Source organism: Hyphobacterium lacteum (assembly GCF_036330345.1).
In the GTDB taxonomy this organism is placed as follows: domain Bacteria; phylum Pseudomonadota; class Alphaproteobacteria; order Caulobacterales; family Maricaulaceae; genus Hyphobacterium; species Hyphobacterium lacteum.
In genome coordinates this window covers 199,023-216,194 of sequence record NZ_JAZDRP010000005.1, presented here as the reverse complement: position 1 = coordinate 216,194, position 17,172 = coordinate 199,023, and the positions used below count along the sequence as shown (strand labels likewise).

The following is a 17,172-nucleotide window of genomic DNA, read 5'->3' as shown; positions in this document are numbered from 1 at the left end:
GCGCCATTTTGCTGCTTTTTTGTCAGCCCTTGCCGTTCTCGGCTTCGTCCTCATCGGCGAGCGAACGGACGAGTTCCAGAACGCGGCGGCGGACTTTCGGCGTCTTGATACGGGAAAAGGCCTCGGCCAGGGAAACGCCGTCAGAACTCTGGATGAAGTCGTAAATGACGGGGCTTTGCTCGGTCTCCGCCACACCGTCGGCGGTCACGCCGGACAGGCCGTCGAAGAAAAAACTCACCGGAACATCAAGAACCTTGGACAGGCTGAAAAGACGGCTGGCACCAATTCTGTTGGCGCCGCGCTCATATTTCTGGACCTGCTGGAATGTCACCCCGAGTTCATCGCCCAGCTTCTCCTGGCTCATCTTGAGCAGCTGACGGCGCAATCTGACTCGCGACCCGACATGGGCATCAATCTGGTTTGCTTCACGCGGATTACGTTTCATGGCCATCCCCCGGCTATGAAGAGTTTGTGACAAGTCCCTCGCATTATCAAGTATCTTAAATTTTTTGTAAGACGAAGTCTAAATTCATCAATTACTGCGATTTTTTAGCGCCGCATTTGACGTTGAATGACAATCGCAGAAATAATTAATATACTTAAGATGTAAAAAGCCCAGAAAAACAACCCGGAAGTCATTGTATAGAGGGTCCGGGCCGCCGGGGACGGGAGCCGGACATCCGTCGCGCCCTCATACCGGCGGTCGACCCTTACAGGCATACGCCCGTAGGCATCGATGGTGCCGGAATATCCCCTCGAAGCCACCCGGATGACCGGCAGTCCCGTCTCGATCGCCTGAAATCGCGTGATGTTCAGATGCTGCCGCGGACCTGCTGTGGGCCCGAACCAGGCATCATTGGATATGTTCAAAATCCAGTCCGGCCGGTCCGCGCCCTGCGGAACGAGACCGGAAAAAACGACCTCGTAACAGATCAGCGGGGTAAACGCAGGCGCGCCTGTATTGTCCATCACCACGATTTCCGATCCCGGAGAATAGCCCGCGACCAGCTCCTGCAATGACGAAACACCCAGGGACGCGACCAGGCCGCTCAACGGCACATACTCACCGAACGGAACCAGATAGACCTTGTCGTAAAGCCCGCGAACCCGGGGCCGGTCCTCGTCGAAGGATATGGCGATCAGCGAATTGTAATAGCGGGTCTCATTGCCTTCATGCCGTTCGCGGCGGGGCGTGCCGGCCAGCAGCACCTGGTCCCGGTTGAGAATTTCCGTCAGCGCAGCAATCGCCGGCCCGTCCTCCAGAAGGAATAGAGGCAAGGCGCCTTCCGGCCAGATGACATGGGTAACATTTTCGACGCCTTCGGCGGCGGTCAGCTCGAGATAACGCCGGCGCATGAGATCTTCGCCGCCAGGGCCCCATTTCACTTGCTGATCCACATCCACCGTGACCATCCGGAAAACCAGATCCGGCTGATAGCCGTCCTGGGCCCGCATAAGGCGCTGTGTCCCACCGGCATAAAGCGAGGCCAGCACGAGCAGGCTGATAAGGACCGGCAATCGCTTGTGTGTTTCGTGACCGGGGCCCGCCAGCGTCGCCGGGCTGGTGAACATCAGGAGCGTCAGAAAGCTGAGCCCCCAGACACCGAACCAGGCTGCCGACTGGGATACGGCTCCGCCCGCTGGAAAGATGTGAGCCGGAAGATTCCAGGAAAACTGCGTAAAGGGCAGACCCTTTGCCGCTTCCGCCGCCAGCAACAAGACAGCCAGCGCAATGACCCTCACCGGGCCGCTGAGTTTGAGCCTGGCATAAGCAGCGCCGGCCAGCCCCCAGAAAGCCGCCAGAAACGCCGCCCCGAAAACAGCCACAAGCGGCCCGAAAAAAACGAAAGCGCCGCCCCGGTTCCAGAAGGCAAAAGCGACCCAGAACACGCCGATGCCCAGATAGGCCCAGGCGAAAAAAAAGGCGCGCCAGAAACCGGATCGCCCTGGCCGGTCGGTCTGCATAGATCCATCCAGGGCCCAGACCAGTCCGGTCAGGCCGAAAGCGAGCGCCGGGAAGAAATGGATCGGTGAGGCCGAAAGGCCGGAAAACAGACCGAGCGAGAACAGAACCAGCGCCGCAGGCCATTTCGGGAGCCCCATCAGATGATCCCGGATATTATCCGGAGCCAGATGGTGTCTCAGCTGCCCCATGACCTGTGTCAGCGTCATGCGGGCTCCCAGCTCTTTGATGACGCCTCCTTGCGCGGCCGGCGGCGGATACGCAGCCGCTTGATACGGCGCGGATCGGCATCGAGCACTTCAAATTCGAACCCGCGCGGATGGGGAATCATCTCGCCGCGCTCGGGAATGCGTCCGGCCAGCATGAAGACCAGCCCGCCGAGCGTATCGACCTCATCGTCATCCTCGTCATCGAGGATTTGTTGACCGGCGATCGCCTCCAGCTCGTCAATCGTTGCGCGCGCATCGGCAACCCAGACCCCATTGCCTTTCGGCACGATTCCCGGAGCCGCCGCATCATCGTGCTCGTCCTCGATGTCGCCAACAATCGGTTCCAGAAGGTCTTCCAGCGTGACCAGCCCGTCAGTGCCGCCATACTCATCCACAACCAGGGCCAGGTGCATGCGGCGCGCCTGCATCCGCAAAAGCAGATCAATGGCCTTCATCGAAGGCGGCGCAAACAATAGCGGTCGGCGGATTTCTTCTAGGATCTTGCGTTCGCCCCAGTTTCCCGATGGATCGGAAACCACCGGAACCAGCTGCGCCAACACATCCTTGATGTGAGCGATGCCGACCGGGTCGTCCAGGGATTCCCGATAGATCGGAAGGCGCGAGTGGGCGGCATCGGCGAAGGCAGGAATCAATTCGCCGAGCGGCGTGTCGACCTCGATACCGACAATGTCGGCCCTCGGCACCATCACATCGGCCACCTGCATCTGGTCGAACAGCTGCACATTGGCCGCGAAACCATTGCCGTCGGTTTCCGTAGCCGGGTCATTTTGGCCCAGAAGTCGCCCGAGGCGGGCGCGCCAACTTCGGCTTTGGGGGTCGTCACTCATCGCCGGTCCTCATAGGGGTCGGCGATACCCAGATCCTGGAGCGTTCCGCGCTCAACCGATTCCATCTCTTCTGCTTCCATGTCGGTCTGGTGATCATAGCCTTGCAGATGAAGAAAACCATGAATAACCAGATGCACAATATGGTCCTCAACCTCGATAGCCTTTTCCGCTGCTTCACGGAAGACTGTTTCCCGGCCCAGCGCAATATCACCCGCACGCCCCTCATCACGCGCATGCGCAGGAAAAGACAAAACGTTCGTCGGGGTGGGCTTGTCGCGGAATTGCGCGTTCAGCGCCTTCATGGCGTCATCGTCAGTGAACAGGATGCAGACGTCACCACAGCCCGATCGGCCCAACCGCCGGATGACAGACGAAATGGCCCGGTGGCAAAGCGTTTCCAACCGCCCGGATTCCGGCCAATTTTCGCTTTCCACCAATACCGCTATGTCGAGCCCGTCAGGCTTTTCCATCAGCGTCCCGCTTTTCATACGCATCGACAATGCGGCCCACGAGATCGTGACGGACGACATCCCGGCGGTCGAACCGGATGATCCTGACGGCCTTGTCGCCTTCCAGGATATCGAGCGCTTCTGGCAGACCGGACGGTTGGCGATGATCCAGATCGGTCTGTGTCGGATCACCGGTAACGATCATCCGCGACCCCTCTCCCAACCGGGTGAGCACCATGCGCATCTGCGCGCGTGTGGCGTTCTGCGCCTCGTCAACAATGACGATCGCCCGGTTGAGTGTGCGTCCCCGCATGAAGGCCAGAGGCGCCACTTCGATCCGCTTGTCCTCGCGCAGCTTTTCCATCTGCGTCCGCCCGAGGGAATCGCTCAGCGCGTCCCAGACCGGCAACAGGTAGGGGTCGACCTTCTCGGCGAGATCGCCGGGCAGGAAACCCAGCTTCTCGCCAGCCTCGACGGCCGGGCGCGTGATAATCAGACGATCCGCCGCCTTCATCGCCAGCTGCGCGGCGCCATACGCCACGGCCAGCAGCGTCTTGCCGGTCCCGGCCGGACCGACGCCGAAAATCAGATCGCAACCCGCCGTATCGTTCAGCGCCCGGATATAGTCCGCCTGCTTCGGCGTACGCGCCATGAAGCTGGCACCCCGCGGCACACGGATAACCGTGGAATCGGCCGCTTTCGCCTCGGCATCGTCATGATGGAGAACGGAGCGCACATCGGCCTCGTCACAGCTCATCTGATGTTCAAGACGCGAATAGAGCCGGTTCAGGATCCGCTTGGCTTCGAGCCGCAGGCGCGGCTCCGGTGCGCTAACCTGTATCTGGCCGCCACCGGGGGCTGCCAGGCGCACACCCAGCTCCTCCTCGATCAGGATCAGGTGCCGGTCAGCGGCACCCGCCAGCAAACGCACACGATCGGCGTCGTCAAAATGCAGGGTTTCGACGGGATCTTTCCGGGGCCGGGTCTGGCGGGAACGGGAATTGCGGGAAGCGGTCAAGCAGCGCCTGCTTTCTCGGCCAGCTTGCCGGTCAGCGAATTGCGGGTTGCACCGGCAATCTCGACCTCGGCGATCTGCCCAATCAGCCCTGAAGGCGCATCGCAATGGATGGCCTGAAGATAGGGTGAGCGGCCATGCAGCTGACCCGGCTCGCGGCCAGCCCGTTCAAACAGGACTGGCAGGCGGCGTCCGATCTGTTGCCGGTTGAAATCCGTCTGCTGGGATTCCAGCAAGGCCTGCAAAGCCGCCAGACGCTGGCTGGAGACCTCCTCCGGCACCTGCATCGGAAGCGCTGCCCCCGGCGTTCCGGGACGGCGTGAATACTTGAAGGAGAAGGCCGACGCATAATTGATCTCGCGGACACCCTGAAGTGTCGCTTCAAAATCGGCATCGGTTTCACCCGGAAAGCCGACAATGAAGTCGCCTGAAATCGCGATATCCGGCCGAGCTGCCCGGATGCGCTCGATCAGCAGGGCGTAATCCTCGAATGTATGGCGCCGGTTCATCGCCTTCAGCACCTTGTCCGAACAGGACTGCACGGGCAGATGCAGATACGGCATAAGGGCGTCGAGGTCGCCATGCGCCGCAATCAGCTCGTCATCCATGTCATTGGGATGCGAGGTCGTATAGCGGATCCGGTCGAGACCGCCGATCAGCGCCAGATGCCGCAACAACCGGCCCAGACCCCATGGCCCGTCCGCCTCACGGCCAGAGGGTGGCTCGCCATGATAGGCGTTGACATTCTGACCCAGCAGCGTGATTTCGCGCACGCCCTTGGCCGCCAGTTGACGCGCTTCGGCGACAATCTGGTCCACCGGCCGCGACCATTCCGCACCGCGCGTATACGGCACGACACAGAAAGTGCAGAACTTGTCGCAACCTTCCTGCACGGTGAGGAAGGCAGAATAGCCCTCTACCTGACGGTCCCCGGCGAGCGCGTCGAACTTGGCGACGGGCTCAAACTCGGTTTCCAGCCGCTCACCGCGGGCGCGATGGGTCTGGGCAATCAGCTCCGGCAGCTTGTGATAGGTCTGCGGTCCGACCACCAGATCGACGACCGGTGCCCGGCGCATGATTTCCTCGCCTTCGGCCTGGGCGACACAACCCGCAACCGCAATCGTCATCGGGCTGGCGGTTTCCGACTTGCCTTCCTTGAGCGGGCGCAGACGGCCCAGCTCGGAATAGACCTTCTCGGCCGCCTTCTCCCGGATATGGCAGGTATTGAGAATGACCAGGTCGGCATCATCGGGCATGTCCGACGGCTCATAGCCGAGCGGCGCCAGCACGTCGCGCATGCGCTCGCTGTCATAGACATTCATCTGACAGCCATAGGTCTTGATAAAAAGCTTCTTGCGCTCGAGCGCCATGGTCAAACCGGTTTCGCCAAAGAGGCGCGGGTTATGATGGAAACGGGCCGCATTCGCAAGCCCTGCCTAGGCAGCCACCTCATGCCGCCCGATCACGCGGGCTATGATTACAACTGCAACCAGCGTCAGCACCCCCGCCAGCGCAAATGGCGCGCCGGGGAAATAAAACGACGCGTCGCTCGCGGCAAACCGGTTGAAGATGACACTCATCAATCCGGGTCCGAACACCGTCATGAGCGATGACAGGCTGGTTGTCGAGCCTGACAGCGCGCCCTGCATGTTGGCGGGGACCTGATTGGACATGATACCCTGAATGGCTGGCCCGCCAATGCCGGCAAGTGCGCCCAGTACAATGACCGTGTACATGGCCAGCGAATTCGGCGCGAGCGCATAGCCCCAATAGGCAGCTGCCGCAATGGTGAAGCCGATAACGGCCGCGCGCTTGGGGCCAAGCATCGGAATGGCTTTTCTGGCAAGGAAACCTTGAACGAAAGCCGTTGTCACACCGACCACGCCCAGCGATATCCCGACCTCCAGCTCGGTCCAGCCAAACTTGTAGGGCCCATAATAGGACCATACGGTCGGCAATGAGGCATGGCCCAGATAGAAAAGGGCAAAAGCGCCGAGCAGGCCGAAGACAATCGGGAATTGCCGCATCTGCAGCATTGCACCGAACGGGTTGGCATTCCGGAAACGGAAAGGCCGGCGGTTCTCCGGAGCAAGAGTCTCCGGAAGGACAAGGAAGCCATATATCAGGTTCGCGAAACCGAGACCGGCGGCAACAAAAAATGGCAAGCGGTGATCCACAGCGCCAAGGAAGCCGCCAATGACCGGCCCGATCGTGAAACCGAGGCCAAAGGCTGCGCCAATCAGCGCAAAATTGGCTCCGCGTTTATGAGCCGGGGAAACATCGGCAATGAACGCTCCTGCTGTCGTGTAGGTGGCGCCAAACAGGCCGGACAGGGCCCGGCCAATAAAAAGCACCCAGAGATAGGGGGCTAACCCCATGACCAGATAGTCAATAGAGAACCCGGCCAGCGAGAACATCAGGACGGGCCGGCGGCCAAACCGGTCCGAAAGATTTCCAACTATGGGCGCGCACACAAACTGCATGAAGGCGTAGAGTGTCGCGAGAGCGCCGCCCCACAGGATGGCGCGGGGCTCCTCGAGCCCGGTCAAATCCATGATCAGCTGCGGCAGGACGGGAATGATGATCCCGAGCCCGATCATGTCGACCAGCACGGTAATGAAAATAAACGCGAGTGCGTGCCGGCCGGGCTTCCGGGACATCATGACATCTCCTCGAAAGGCCTACTTCTTGTCGTCGGCCTCAAGAGGAACGGCATACAACTCCAGGCGGTGATCGACGAGCCTGTAACCCAGTTTGCGGGCGACCGCTTCCTGAAGGCGCTCGATCTCCTCATTCACAAACTCGATCACCTCGCCGGACCTGAGATCAATCAGATGGTCGTGATGATCATCACTGGCCTCTTCATAGCGGGCCCGGCCATCACGGAAATCATGGCGCTCGATGATGCCGGCCTCTTCAAACAGGCGTACCGTACGGTAGACGGTGGCGAGCGAAATCCGGTCATCTTCGGCGGCCGCCCTGCGATGCAATTCCTCAGCGTCGGGGTGGTCATCTGCCGTCGACAGAATGCGCGCGATAACGCGGCGCTGGTCCGTCATTCGCAGGCCTTTTTCGATGCAGAGCTTCTCGATCCGGTCCGGCATGCTGTGTTCCCGTGCATTCATGTCTTCACACATAAGCCCACGCCAGCGCTTCGTCTATTGCGCGAGTGTCTTTTCCATCACCAGAGCATCACTTCCATCCGAATAATAGGCCCGCCGGCGCCCGGCCTGGCTGAAACCCGCCAACGAATAGAGGCTGATTGCCGCAGTATTGCCCCCGGACACTTCGAGGAAGAATTTGAGAGTACCCGACGCGATCAGGATTTCGCTTGCACTCGTCAACAGAGCCCGGGCGTGACCATGGCGGCGATGTTCAGGATCAACAGCGAGCGTCAGGATTTCCGCTTCATCGGCCACCCGGCGGACGAGGATGAAACCCGTGGGCTCATCATCCCCGGCTTTCAACGCAATCACACCCGTTTCGCTGATCAGCCGCGCGATCTCCGCCGCCGGCCAGCCCGATGGAAAACAGCGGGCATGCAGCGCGGCCAGCTTTCCGCAATCGGATTTTGCAACAGGCTTTACGGTCACGCCTCCCGGCCTCCCGGCAATTTCGCATCAGGGGGGCGCGCATAGAATGGCTTGGGAGGGTGGAATGGGGGTTTCGCGGCCTCGATCAGATCAAGCAAGGCCGCCAGCCGGGGCGGCTGTCTTTCCGGTCCGCCATCCAGTAAGTGAGCGCCCGTTCCGGTCAGCACCCGATGCGCTCCGTTGCCCGGCGAAGCCGCCAGAGCGGCTCGCGCATCTTCCATCGGCCGGGTCTCGGCGGCCGCCAGCGGACCGTTCGGGTCAAAACCCTGGAGCACGACCTCGCCGCGCCTGGCGTCATGGACAACAAGAACGGATCCCGCTTCCGGCATTTCGGCTGAACTGGCCCACCATTGGAGGTTTGAAATGCCAATACACTCCGCCCCCGTCGCCAGCGCCAGTCCGCGCGCAAACGCCACACCGATCCGGCTTCCGGCAAAACTGCCGGGGCCAACAGCCGCACCAATCCGGTCGATACCGGATGGCGCAAGGCCGACCTCGGCCAGAAGATCCCGAACCATCGGCGCCAGCCGCTCGGCCTGGCCGCGAGCCATTGTTTCGCTGGAAACGTGATCCGCCGGTCCGGGCAGGCGAAGCGCCACAGAACAGGCCGGACCGGTCGTATCAATTGCCAGTATCCGCATCGCTGCGGGGTTTAAAGGATTGCAGCAGCCTCGTCGAATGAAAGGCGCGGCAGGCGCGGCTTCTGGTTCTCACCCGATCCATAGCCGAGATTGACGAGGAAGTTCGTGGTCCAGTTGGAGCGCTCCGGATCATTGGCGAAGAATTCCCTGTCGACCCCTTCGATAGAGAAGCCGGACATCGGCCCGGTATCCAGGCCCAGCGCCCGGGCGCCGAGTATCAGATAAGCGGCCTGGAGCGTGCCATTTCGAAAACCATTGACCTCGGCACCCGCCTTCATGATGTCGCGGGCTGCCTCGGAATGAGGGAAAAGCTCCGGCATGCGCTCATAGAACTCCCGGTCCCACGCCACGATCACCGTTACCGGCGCTGCCATGGTCTTATCGACGTTTCCCACGGAAAGATGCGGTTTCAGTCTGGCCTTCGAGTCCGCGGACGTCAGGAACAGGAACCGGGCCGGCGAGTTGTTCATGCTCGTCGGCCCCATACGCGTCAGGTCATAAAGCTCCCGCAGCGTATCCTCGGAGATTTTCCGTTCTGTCCAGGCTGTATGGGTTCGCGCATTCAGGAACAGCTGATCAATTGCAGCCTTATCCAGAGCATTGGCATTTTCGTATTGCGTATCGAGCATGACAGCCACCGTTCTTGCGTTGGAACGGTGAGATAGTGCGGCCTGCCGGTTTTTTTAACCTCCGGAATGGAAAAAGTTCTTATCCGACGGCGACCACTTCCCGCACTTCGGGCACATAATGCTTCAACAGATTCTCGATCCCGGCCTTCAGGGTCAGGGTCGAGGACGGACACCCGGCACAGGCACCGCGCATGACCAGGGCCACGACACCGGTCTGCTGGTCAAAGCCCTTGAAGATGATGTCGCCACCATCCCGCGCCACAGCAGGGCGGACGCGGGTGTCGATGATTTCCTTGATTTCCTTGGCCGGACCACTGTCGGCGTCATACTCCGCTTCGCCGTCAGAATCGGCGAACAGTGGCGCGCCGGACTGCAGCACATCCATCAGCGCGCCAAAAATCGCCGGCTTGATGTGCGGCCAATCCACCGTCTCGTCCTTCGACACCGAAACATAATCTGCGCCGCAAAACACACCCGTCACACCGTCAACGGCGAACAGCTCTTTCGCCAGCGCAGACATCTCTGCCTCTTCCGGCGTGGTGAATTCGCGCGGGGCTTCCGGCGCAATCTCCCGGCCGGGGAGAAACTTCATGGTGTTCGGGTTCGGCGTCGGTTCGGTCTGGATAAACATGATCGCGTCCTGTTTCGGAAGCGTCTCAAATGGCGCTTTAGCGCACTGACCGCAACCCTTCTCTACGTAAGGGCATCAATGGCTTCTCGGGACAAACCGCCCGGAACAACCGTTACCGGGACCGGCCGCGCGCCCATCAGGCTGCGGCCACGCGCCAGCAAGGCCACCAGCGGGCCGGGGCCTTCACCCGATTCTTTTGCGCCGAGAATGAGGATCGATATGTGATCATCTTCTTCGATCAGCTTGGCCAGAGCATCACGCTTCTCATCCTCGCGGAGAACCAGTTCAGGCCGCTCACCCATCACCGCTTCTGCGTCTTCGGCCATTGTGTCGAGCAATTCGGTCGCCTGCTCCTCGGCCTCACGGCGCATGGTTTCAGACACGCCGATCCAGTGGTCGAAGTTGGATGGCTCTATGACAGCCAGCAGGACCAGCCCGCAATCTGTTGCCTTCGCCCGCCTGGCGGCAAAGTATAGCGCCGTGCGGCACTCCTCGCTCTGATCGGCAATGACCAGAAATTTTCTGCGATGCTCGCTCATATGCATAGAATTGGCCTGACACGGGCGTTTCGTCCAGATAGGAATGCGCCTGATGACGCAAGTAACCTACACTGACCGGCGCAATGCCGCCTCTCCTGAACAATTGATTGCCCTCGAAGACACGCGGATCAGCGTATCGGAGAACGGCACGCTGAAGCGGGCCATTGCCTTCACCGATATCGTTGAAGTCCGCATGGGTGTGGAAATGGCTGGCCGCGACAGCCAGATCGTCTGCCGGATTACCGGAAAGGACGGTACCCGCGTCATTTTCGGATCGAGAGCCTGGACGTCCATCGGCGTCTGGAAAAACCAGGCCGACCGGTTTCTGGCCTTCAATGCCTGCGTCCACCGGACACTTGCACCCTTCGGCGAGACAATCCGCTTTGTCGAGGGCCAACCGCTCTGGTTCGGCTTCGTCATGTCCGGCCTGGGGCTTCTGATTGCGCTGATGGGCGGCGGTTTTGCCATCTATCTGGCGCTCGAGGAAAGTCCGCTCTTTGCTGGCGGCATTCCCGGTATCATCATTGGCGTCTATCTGGCCTGGATGTTCAAACCGCGCGCGCCAAAACCCTATGATCCGGACATTTACGCCGGGAAAGCCTAGTACTCGGTCGGCATGCCCGGCGGCATGGAGCGCACAGCCAGGGTGACGGGCACTTCACCGGCATTCTGGAAAACCAGCGTGCCATTGACCGTTTCACCCTCGGAAACCGGTGCCAGGCCAAAGACCATCAGATGCCGGCCGCCCGGCGTAAAAACCAGCGGGCCTTCATCGGTCACCGGCTGCGGGCCGATCTCGCGCATCTGCATCACACCATCAGCGCCGACGAAATGACCGTGGATCTCGACGCGCTCCGCCTCGTCGATCCGCACTTCTGTCAACAGATCCTCCGTGCCTTCGCTGAGGCGTACGACAACATAGGCTGCCGTAACATCGCGGCCTTCCGGGTGGGGCCGCATCCAGCTGGCGCGAATGTCGATCGCGGTTTCCTGTTGAGCGACGGGCCCGTCACTCTCGCTGCCGATCATCGTGCCGGCCATGTCGCCATGCCCCGAATGGTCTATCTCCGCAGCTGGCTCAGATTGCGGATTTCCGCACGCCGTCAGGACAAGGGCAGGAAGGGTCAAAAGAAGAAGGCGCATGACAGGGATCTCCGTGTTTGCAACTTGCTAGACCCGGAAATCGGCCAACGCCATGCGGCGTTTTAACCCCAGAAACCGACCATGCGCTTGGCGTCGGCGAGCACAGGAGCGGCCACTTCGCGGGCCCGCTCGGCGCCAGCTTCGAGAATGCGATCAATTTCCGCCGGATCGCCCATCAGCCGATTATACTCGTCCACTACAGGCGCGAGTTTTGCCACGGCAAGCTCTGCCAGAGCCGGCTTGAAGGCACCAAAACCCTGTCCACCGAACTCGGCAATGACAGCCTCCTTATTGGAGCCGGCCAGAGCCGCATAAATCCCCACCAGATTGCCGGCTTCCGGGCGGCCTTCGAGACCCTCGACGGTTTCCGGCAGAGGTTCCGGATCGGTCTTCGCCTTCTTCACCTTGCGGGCAATCGTGTCGGCATCATCGGTCAGATTGATGCGGGCCAGATCCGACGGGTCCGACTTGGACATCTTCTTGTTTCCGTCCTTCAGCGACATGATGCGCGTGCCGGCACCCTCGATGATCGGCTCGGGCAGCGGCCAGAAGCCCTCGCAGTCATAATCGCGCATGAAGCGGGCCGCGATGTCGCGCGCCAGCTCGAGATGCTGTTTCTGGTCCTGCCCGACGGGCACATGCGTGGCCTTGTAGACAAGAATGTCCGCCGCCATCAGCACCGGGTAGGTGAAAATGCCGACGCTGGCACGCTCACGGTCGGATCCCGACTTGTCCTTGAACTGCGTCATGCGCTCCATCCAGCCCAGACGGGCCACACACTGGAGGATCCAAGCCAGTTCGGCATGGGCGGGAACAGCGCTCTGGGCAAAGATGGACGAGCGTTCCGGATCGACGCCGCCCGCCATGTAGGCAGCGGCCACCGAGCGCACGGCTCCCGGTAATTCGGCCGGGTCATGCGGCATGGTGATCGCATGCATGTCGACCGCGCAATAGAAACACTCCGCGCCACGGTCCTGCAGCTTGACCCAGTTCACCAGTGCGCCGAGATAATTTCCAAGATGCAGATTTCCCGTCGGCTGCATGCCGGACAGGATGCGTTCAGGGCCGGAATAGGTCGGAGCGTCGGTCATGGCTTACTCTTGCGGTCTGGTGCGAGCGCCGGGTTTAGCCACGGGAAAACGCGCTTCGCAACTCCGAAATCCGCAAACCCCGCGTGACCAGCGCCAGGATCGCGTAGATCACCAGTCCCGCACCCGACGCCAGAATGGCTGTCAGCAGACGGGATTCGAACACAAAATGCGCCAGTTCAGCCTTGTAGAGATCCAGCCCCCACATCACCCCGCCGGCCAGCGCCGCCGCGATCACAAGACGCGGCAAGGCCGACATCAGGCGGCGGTCGGGCTTCAACCCGCCCCGGCGCGCCAGGAAGATTGCCAGCAGACCGGCATTGATCCATCCCGCCAGGGAGGTTGCCGCTGCCAGGCCGACATGGCCGCGATCGGGAGCAAATTCACGGATCCAGAAGAACAGCGCTGCGCCCACGGCGATGTTGAACAGCATCGATATCGCGGCAAACACCATGGGCGTTGCCGTATCCTCGCGGGCAAAAAAACCGGGCGAGAAAACCTTGATCAGGACAAAGGCCGGCAGGCCGATTGCGAACAGCTGAACCGCAAGGCGCGTGCTCTCCGTATCCTCCGCCGTGAAAGCCCCGCGCTGGAACAGCCCCTCGACCAGCAGGCCGGGCATGGCCAGCAAGGCGGCGGCGGCAGGCAGGGTCAGCGCCATCGAGATTTCGATTGCCCGGTTGATCGTGTCCTCGGCCCCGCCCGTATCGTCTGCCCTTAGCTGCCGGGAAAGGGTCGGCAACAGGGCAACACCCATCGCGATCCCGATCACGCCCAGCGGCAGCTGATAGAGCCGGTCGGCATAGTAGAGCAGTGCGACCGCGCCATCCTGGAAGGTCGCGATAAGCTGGCTGACAACGATATTGATCTGGGTCACGCCGCCAGCAATGGCCCCAGGTATACCAAGGATCAGCAGCCGGCGGATTTTCGGCGTTATCCGGGGAAGCCGGAGAGACAACCTGATGCCTGCGCGGCGGCAACCCCAGTACAGGATCGCTGCCTGGACCACTCCCGACACCGGCACCGCAATTGTGATCCATAGGCCCGTTTCAGCAGCATCGTCCGGCGCCAGCAGCAAAACCGCGACCATGATCACATTCAGTGCAATCGGAGCCGCCGCCGACAGGGCAAACCGGTCATGCGCATTCAGCGTGCCGCCCATCATCGCAGTCAGCGAGACAAGGAGCAGATAGGGCATGGTAATCTGGGTGAACAGAACCGCCATCCCGAACAGGCCGGGATCATCCACAAAGCCGGGGGCCAGCCAGCGCATGATGGCCGGCATGAACACCTGCGCTGCCACGGTAAAGACCGACAGCACCACAATCATCAGGGACAGCGTATCCCGGGCAAACTGCAGCGCCTCGGCTTCCCCATCCCCTTCCAGCGTCCGCGTATAGAGCGGCACATAGGCCGAGTTGAATGCGCCCTCGGCAAAGAAGCGGCGGAACAGGTTTGGAAAGCGGAAAGCGATGACAAAAGCGTTGATCACCGGTCCGGTTCCCAGTGCCGCCGCGAGCAACATCTCGCGGACAAACCCCAGAACCCGGCTGACCGCCGTCAGCCCGCCTATCACCAGGGTGGAGCGCAGTATCTTCATGCTCTAGCGGCCCGCACTGGCGCGGGCCCGGGCGAGACCGCGGGTTCTGGCCCGCTTGGCCACGCGTTCTTCTTCCTGTGCCAGCACGTCCAGCAAACTTTCCCTCACCGCCTCACGGTCAGCGGAGTCCTCCAGCTTTTTTCCGTCCCTGAGCACATAGAATACGTCGGTCGCACGCTCACCATAGCCATCGATCCGCGCCGATTGCAGGGCCAGCCCCGCATCGGCAATCGCTTCCGACAAATCTGCCAGAAGTCCTGGCCGGTCCCGTCCGGATGCCTCGATCAGGGTTGCCGTTTCAGCCGCGCTTGAATCCACTGAAACCGACGGTGTCACCGTGAAGGCCGCAGCCCGCCGGGTGAGACGCGCCACTGCCGGTTTGGCCGCCCGCGTCTTCGATCCTGAAGCCGCACGCCGTACGCGTTCTGCCAGCGCATCCCGCGCCCGCCCCCGCTCAATGCCATAAGGATTGCCGGAGGAGTCCTGAACATAAAAAACATCGAAGGCATCACCCGATGCCGTCGTCGAGACCTGCGCACCAACGACATTCGCCCCCAACTCAGCCAGCACGCCGACTATATCGGCAAACAGACGTTCCCTGTCCGGCGCAATGACCATGACTTCAGTGGCCGCCCGCCGCTTGTCGATCCGCGCCGTGGCAGCAACGACATCACCCCTGTCCTTGGCGGCGCGAACAAAGGCCGCATGCCGCAGCCGGTCGGCTTCGGAAAAGGACAACCAGTAGGCATCGTCCAGATCCGTCGTCCAGCGTTCGGCAAAACCCTCGTCGACACGGCCAATCTTTTCCCGGAACGCCGCGCGGGATTCATCCGCTTGTGCCTTGAGAATGGTACGAACCTCTGCCTCCGCATCGCTGGAAGCGTCGCTTTCCAGAACCGACCGCGTCGCAGAGTAGAGATCCCGCAGTAATTGACCTTTCCAACCATTCCAGATGCCGGGGCCCACTGCCCGGATATCGATAACCGTCAGGATGGTCAGAAGATTGAGACGCTCCAGCGTACCGACCTCACGCGCAAACTCGATGACGGTTTTCGGATCGCCGATGTCACGGCGCTGGGCCGTATCGCTCATCAGAAGATGGGTCCGGACCAGCCAGGCCACCAGTTCGACTTCGGCGGATGGCAAGCCAAGACGTGTACACGCAGTCCGGGCTTGCTCGGCGCCTTCGACACACTGATCGCCCCTGCCCTTTCCGGTATCATGAAGAAGCGCCGCGAGATGCAGGGCACGCCGGTTCTTGATCTCGTGAACTATCCTGCTGGCAACGGGATGGTCTCCTTGCAAATCCCCGTTCTCGATATCGCGCAACAAGCCCACCAGGTGCAGCGTGTGCTCGTCCACCGTATAGCGGTGATACATGTTGAACTGGGTACGCGCGACGATCTCACCAAATTCGGGGAGAAATTTCCCGAGAAGGCCCGCCTCCGTCATCAGACGCAGAACCAGCTGCGGAGCGCCTGAATCCAGCAGGATGGAAAAGAACACCCTCACAGCGCGTGGATCGGAGCGGAATTCATCGTCCACACGGCGAATATTCTGCCCGACAACTGCAAAGGCATCCGGATGCAGATCGGCACCCATGGCCGAGGCGGCCCAGAACAGGCGCATCAGCAGGACAGGATCATTCTCGATCTCCGACGGATCGGCAAAATCGATCCGTCCGTCTACCAGCTTGAAAGCTTCATCGACCGGATCGCCCAGCGCATCGGATTCCGGAAGGAAACGCGCCAGACCGCGCGGCCGGGACTTGCGGTGGTCGGATTCCAGCTTGGCGCAGACAAGGCGGGTCAGGCTTCCCACATCCATGGCGGTCAGGAAGTAACGCCGCATGAAGCGTTCGACAGCGCTTTCGGCCTCGGCATCATCAAAGCCCATCCGGGCCGCGATTTCAGGCTGGATATCGAACGTCAGCCGGTCATCCTTGCCGTCGATAATGTCGTGAATGTGAAAACGGACCGTCCAGAAAAAATCGGACGCCCTGAGATATTTCTCGACATCGGTGACCGTCATCAGCCCGGAGGACACCCAGCGCTCGAAGGCATCGGCACCATAGAGAAACTGCGCCAACCAGCGCAGCAGCTGCAAATCTCTCAAACCACCCTTGGATTCCTTGACGTTCGGCTCGACCGTGTAGCGTGAGGCTCCCGCCTTGGATATCCGCGCATCGCGTTCCTCGAGCTTGGCTTCCACGAAGGCAGCGCCCTTTGACAGAGCTTCCTCGCGCAGCTTCCGCCGCAACATTTCTGAAAGACCGGGATTTCCCGCAAGGTGCCGAAGCGAAAGCAGCGACGTCCGCTCGCCAATATTGTCGCGGGCAACATCCAGCGTTTCGTCTACCGTCCGCACAGCACCGCCGCCGACATCTAGCCCGCAGTCCCAAAGCACATAGATCAGCTGTTCCAGAAAAGCCTCATGCGCCTTGCCGGCGCGCTTGGGCTTCAGGAAGAGGAGGTCGATATCCGAACGCGGCGCAAGCTCCCCGGCACCATATCCGCCGATCGCCGTCATCGAGATGCCCTGGGCGGCATCGCCTGCTTCCATGGCAATGGAATCATAGACCGCCGCCAGAACGGCATTCATGACGCCTGATAGGAACCGTGCCGATTCCAGCCCGCCGGTTGATCCTTTCAGCTTGTCTTTCGCGGCCGCCCGGCCGGCCTCGATCGCCGAGCGGATACGAGCAATTGCCGCATTGCGTGCCGGCATATCCTGCCAGGATTTATCTCCCAGAGCTGCCGCAAGCTCGGCGCGGAGCTTTAGTCCATCGAGGGAGGCAGGCAGGGCGGAAACCAGCATCGCCCGA

At 61.2% G+C, this 17,172-nt stretch carries 18 protein-coding genes; 1 reads left to right on the top strand and 17 read right to left on the bottom strand.

Annotated elements, in window-relative coordinates:
* Positions 1-22 precede the first annotated feature (22 nt).
* The 13 genes from V0U79_RS09970 to V0U79_RS09910 all read right to left on the bottom strand — a co-directional run bounded on the left by V0U79_RS09970 (position 23) and on the right by V0U79_RS09910 (position 10,517).
* A complete protein-coding gene (locus V0U79_RS09970; RefSeq protein WP_330199356.1) occupies positions 23-445 on the bottom strand; it encodes a helix-turn-helix domain-containing protein in 423 nt (140 codons plus the stop codon).
* A 104-nt stretch (positions 446-549) separates the two neighbouring features.
* Positions 550-2,172, bottom strand: coding sequence for an apolipoprotein N-acyltransferase (lnt, locus tag V0U79_RS09965; RefSeq protein ID WP_330199355.1), 1,623 nt, complete (start codon positions 2,170-2,172; stop codon positions 550-552).
* Complete coding sequence (locus V0U79_RS09960) at positions 2,169-3,020, bottom strand: hemolysin family protein (RefSeq protein ID WP_330199354.1); 852 nt, start codon at positions 3,018-3,020, stop codon at positions 2,169-2,171. The genes lnt and V0U79_RS09960 overlap by 4 nt, the downstream gene beginning before the upstream one ends.
* Positions 3,017-3,490 carry an rRNA maturation RNase YbeY gene (ybeY, locus tag V0U79_RS09955; protein WP_330199353.1) on the bottom strand — a complete coding sequence of 158 codons (474 nt, stop codon included), beginning with the start codon at positions 3,488-3,490 and terminating at the stop codon, positions 3,017-3,019. The genes V0U79_RS09960 and ybeY overlap by 4 nt, the downstream gene beginning before the upstream one ends.
* Complete coding sequence (locus tag V0U79_RS09950) at positions 3,477-4,487, bottom strand: PhoH family protein (RefSeq protein ID WP_330199352.1); 1,011 nt, start codon at positions 4,485-4,487, stop codon at positions 3,477-3,479. Before V0U79_RS09950 ends, ybeY begins: the two co-directional genes overlap by 14 nt.
* The gene (gene miaB / locus V0U79_RS09945; RefSeq protein WP_330199351.1) at positions 4,484-5,854 is read right to left on the bottom strand and encodes a tRNA (N6-isopentenyl adenosine(37)-C2)-methylthiotransferase MiaB; all 1,371 of its coding nucleotides are present in this window, start codon (positions 5,852-5,854) and stop codon (positions 4,484-4,486) included. The genes V0U79_RS09950 and miaB overlap by 4 nt, the downstream gene beginning before the upstream one ends.
* Before the next feature lie 66 nt (positions 5,855-5,920).
* On the bottom strand, positions 5,921-7,144 hold the full coding sequence (locus V0U79_RS09940) for a TCR/Tet family MFS transporter (RefSeq protein WP_330199350.1): 1,224 nt from the start codon (positions 7,142-7,144) through the stop codon (positions 5,921-5,923).
* A gap of 21 nt (positions 7,145-7,165) precedes the next feature.
* Positions 7,166-7,588: a Fur family transcriptional regulator gene (locus V0U79_RS09935; RefSeq protein ID WP_330199439.1), complete on the bottom strand. Its 423-nt coding sequence runs from the start codon at positions 7,586-7,588 to the stop codon at positions 7,166-7,168.
* Between the two features lie 54 nt (positions 7,589-7,642).
* Positions 7,643-8,077, bottom strand: a complete 435-nt coding sequence (locus V0U79_RS09930; protein WP_330199349.1) for a GNAT family N-acetyltransferase — start codon at positions 8,075-8,077, stop codon at positions 7,643-7,645.
* Positions 8,074-8,718 (bottom strand): tRNA (adenosine(37)-N6)-threonylcarbamoyltransferase complex dimerization subunit type 1 TsaB, encoded by a 645-nt coding sequence (gene tsaB, locus V0U79_RS09925; protein ID WP_330199348.1) that lies wholly within the window; start codon positions 8,716-8,718, stop codon positions 8,074-8,076. The genes V0U79_RS09930 and tsaB overlap by 4 nt, the downstream gene beginning before the upstream one ends.
* Before the next feature lie 11 nt (positions 8,719-8,729).
* Complete coding sequence (locus tag V0U79_RS09920; RefSeq protein WP_330199347.1) at positions 8,730-9,347, bottom strand: malonic semialdehyde reductase; 618 nt, start codon at positions 9,345-9,347, stop codon at positions 8,730-8,732.
* Between the two features lie 79 nt (positions 9,348-9,426).
* Entirely contained in the window at positions 9,427-9,978 is a 552-nt protein-coding gene (locus V0U79_RS09915; RefSeq protein WP_330199346.1) for a NifU family protein, read from the bottom strand.
* Positions 9,979-10,040: 62 nt separating this feature from the next.
* Positions 10,041-10,517, bottom strand: a complete 477-nt coding sequence (locus tag V0U79_RS09910; RefSeq protein ID WP_330199345.1) for a universal stress protein — start codon at positions 10,515-10,517, stop codon at positions 10,041-10,043.
* Between the two features lie 52 nt (positions 10,518-10,569).
* On the opposite strand from V0U79_RS09910, the gene V0U79_RS09905 reads away from it, so the two are divergent.
* Positions 10,570-11,121, top strand: coding sequence for a hypothetical protein (locus V0U79_RS09905; protein WP_330199344.1), 552 nt, complete (start codon positions 10,570-10,572; stop codon positions 11,119-11,121).
* On the opposite strand, the gene V0U79_RS09900 is transcribed toward V0U79_RS09905, so the two are convergent.
* From V0U79_RS09900 to V0U79_RS09885, 4 genes are all read right to left on the bottom strand, one after another.
* Entirely contained in the window at positions 11,118-11,660 is a 543-nt protein-coding gene (locus V0U79_RS09900) for a copper chaperone PCu(A)C (RefSeq protein ID WP_330199343.1), read from the bottom strand. The genes V0U79_RS09905 and V0U79_RS09900 overlap by 4 nt on opposite strands.
* A 62-nt stretch (positions 11,661-11,722) precedes the next feature.
* Complete coding sequence (gene trpS / locus V0U79_RS09895; protein ID WP_330199342.1) at positions 11,723-12,751, bottom strand: tryptophan--tRNA ligase; 1,029 nt, start codon at positions 12,749-12,751, stop codon at positions 11,723-11,725.
* 34 nt (positions 12,752-12,785) lie between these two features.
* Positions 12,786-14,348 (bottom strand): murein biosynthesis integral membrane protein MurJ, encoded by a 1,563-nt coding sequence (gene murJ / locus V0U79_RS09890; RefSeq protein ID WP_330199341.1) that lies wholly within the window; start codon positions 14,346-14,348, stop codon positions 12,786-12,788.
* Between the two features lie 3 nt (positions 14,349-14,351).
* Positions 14,352-17,165 carry a [protein-PII] uridylyltransferase gene (locus tag V0U79_RS09885; protein ID WP_330199340.1) on the bottom strand — a complete coding sequence of 938 codons (2,814 nt, stop codon included), beginning with the start codon at positions 17,163-17,165 and terminating at the stop codon, positions 14,352-14,354.
* Positions 17,166-17,172 lie beyond the last annotated feature (7 nt).

What these genes read in the sequence shown, in the direction of transcription:
- trpS (WP_330199342.1), bottom strand. Translation starts at nt 12,751, where the DNA reads ATGACCGACGCTCCGACCTATTCCGGCCCTGAACGCATCCTGTCCGGC.
- V0U79_RS09970 (WP_330199356.1), bottom strand. Translation starts at nt 445, where the DNA reads ATGAAACGTAATCCGCGTGAAGCAAACCAGATTGATGCCCATGTCGGG.
- V0U79_RS09960 (WP_330199354.1), bottom strand. Translation starts at nt 3,020, where the DNA reads ATGAGTGACGACCCCCAAAGCCGAAGTTGGCGCGCCCGCCTCGGGCGA.
- miaB (WP_330199351.1), bottom strand. Translation starts at nt 5,854, where the DNA reads ATGGCGCTCGAGCGCAAGAAGCTTTTTATCAAGACCTATGGCTGTCAG.
- V0U79_RS09885 (WP_330199340.1), bottom strand. Translation starts at nt 17,165, where the DNA reads ATGCTGGTTTCCGCCCTGCCTGCCTCCCTCGATGGACTAAAGCTCCGC.
- V0U79_RS09900 (WP_330199343.1), bottom strand. Translation starts at nt 11,660, where the DNA reads ATGCGCCTTCTTCTTTTGACCCTTCCTGCCCTTGTCCTGACGGCGTGC.
- tsaB (WP_330199348.1), bottom strand. Translation starts at nt 8,718, where the DNA reads ATGCGGATACTGGCAATTGATACGACCGGTCCGGCCTGTTCTGTGGCG.
- V0U79_RS09920 (WP_330199347.1), bottom strand. Translation starts at nt 9,347, where the DNA reads ATGCTCGATACGCAATACGAAAATGCCAATGCTCTGGATAAGGCTGCA.
- V0U79_RS09935 (WP_330199439.1), bottom strand. Translation starts at nt 7,588, where the DNA reads ATGCCGGACCGGATCGAGAAGCTCTGCATCGAAAAAGGCCTGCGAATG.
- murJ (WP_330199341.1), bottom strand. Translation starts at nt 14,348, where the DNA reads ATGAAGATACTGCGCTCCACCCTGGTGATAGGCGGGCTGACGGCGGTC.
- lnt (WP_330199355.1), bottom strand. Translation starts at nt 2,172, where the DNA reads ATGACGCTGACACAGGTCATGGGGCAGCTGAGACACCATCTGGCTCCG.
- V0U79_RS09905 (WP_330199344.1), top strand. Translation starts at nt 10,570, where the DNA reads ATGACGCAAGTAACCTACACTGACCGGCGCAATGCCGCCTCTCCTGAA.
- V0U79_RS09940 (WP_330199350.1), bottom strand. Translation starts at nt 7,144, where the DNA reads ATGTCCCGGAAGCCCGGCCGGCACGCACTCGCGTTTATTTTCATTACC.
- V0U79_RS09910 (WP_330199345.1), bottom strand. Translation starts at nt 10,517, where the DNA reads ATGAGCGAGCATCGCAGAAAATTTCTGGTCATTGCCGATCAGAGCGAG.
- ybeY (WP_330199353.1), bottom strand. Translation starts at nt 3,490, where the DNA reads ATGGAAAAGCCTGACGGGCTCGACATAGCGGTATTGGTGGAAAGCGAA.
- V0U79_RS09915 (WP_330199346.1), bottom strand. Translation starts at nt 9,978, where the DNA reads ATGTTTATCCAGACCGAACCGACGCCGAACCCGAACACCATGAAGTTT.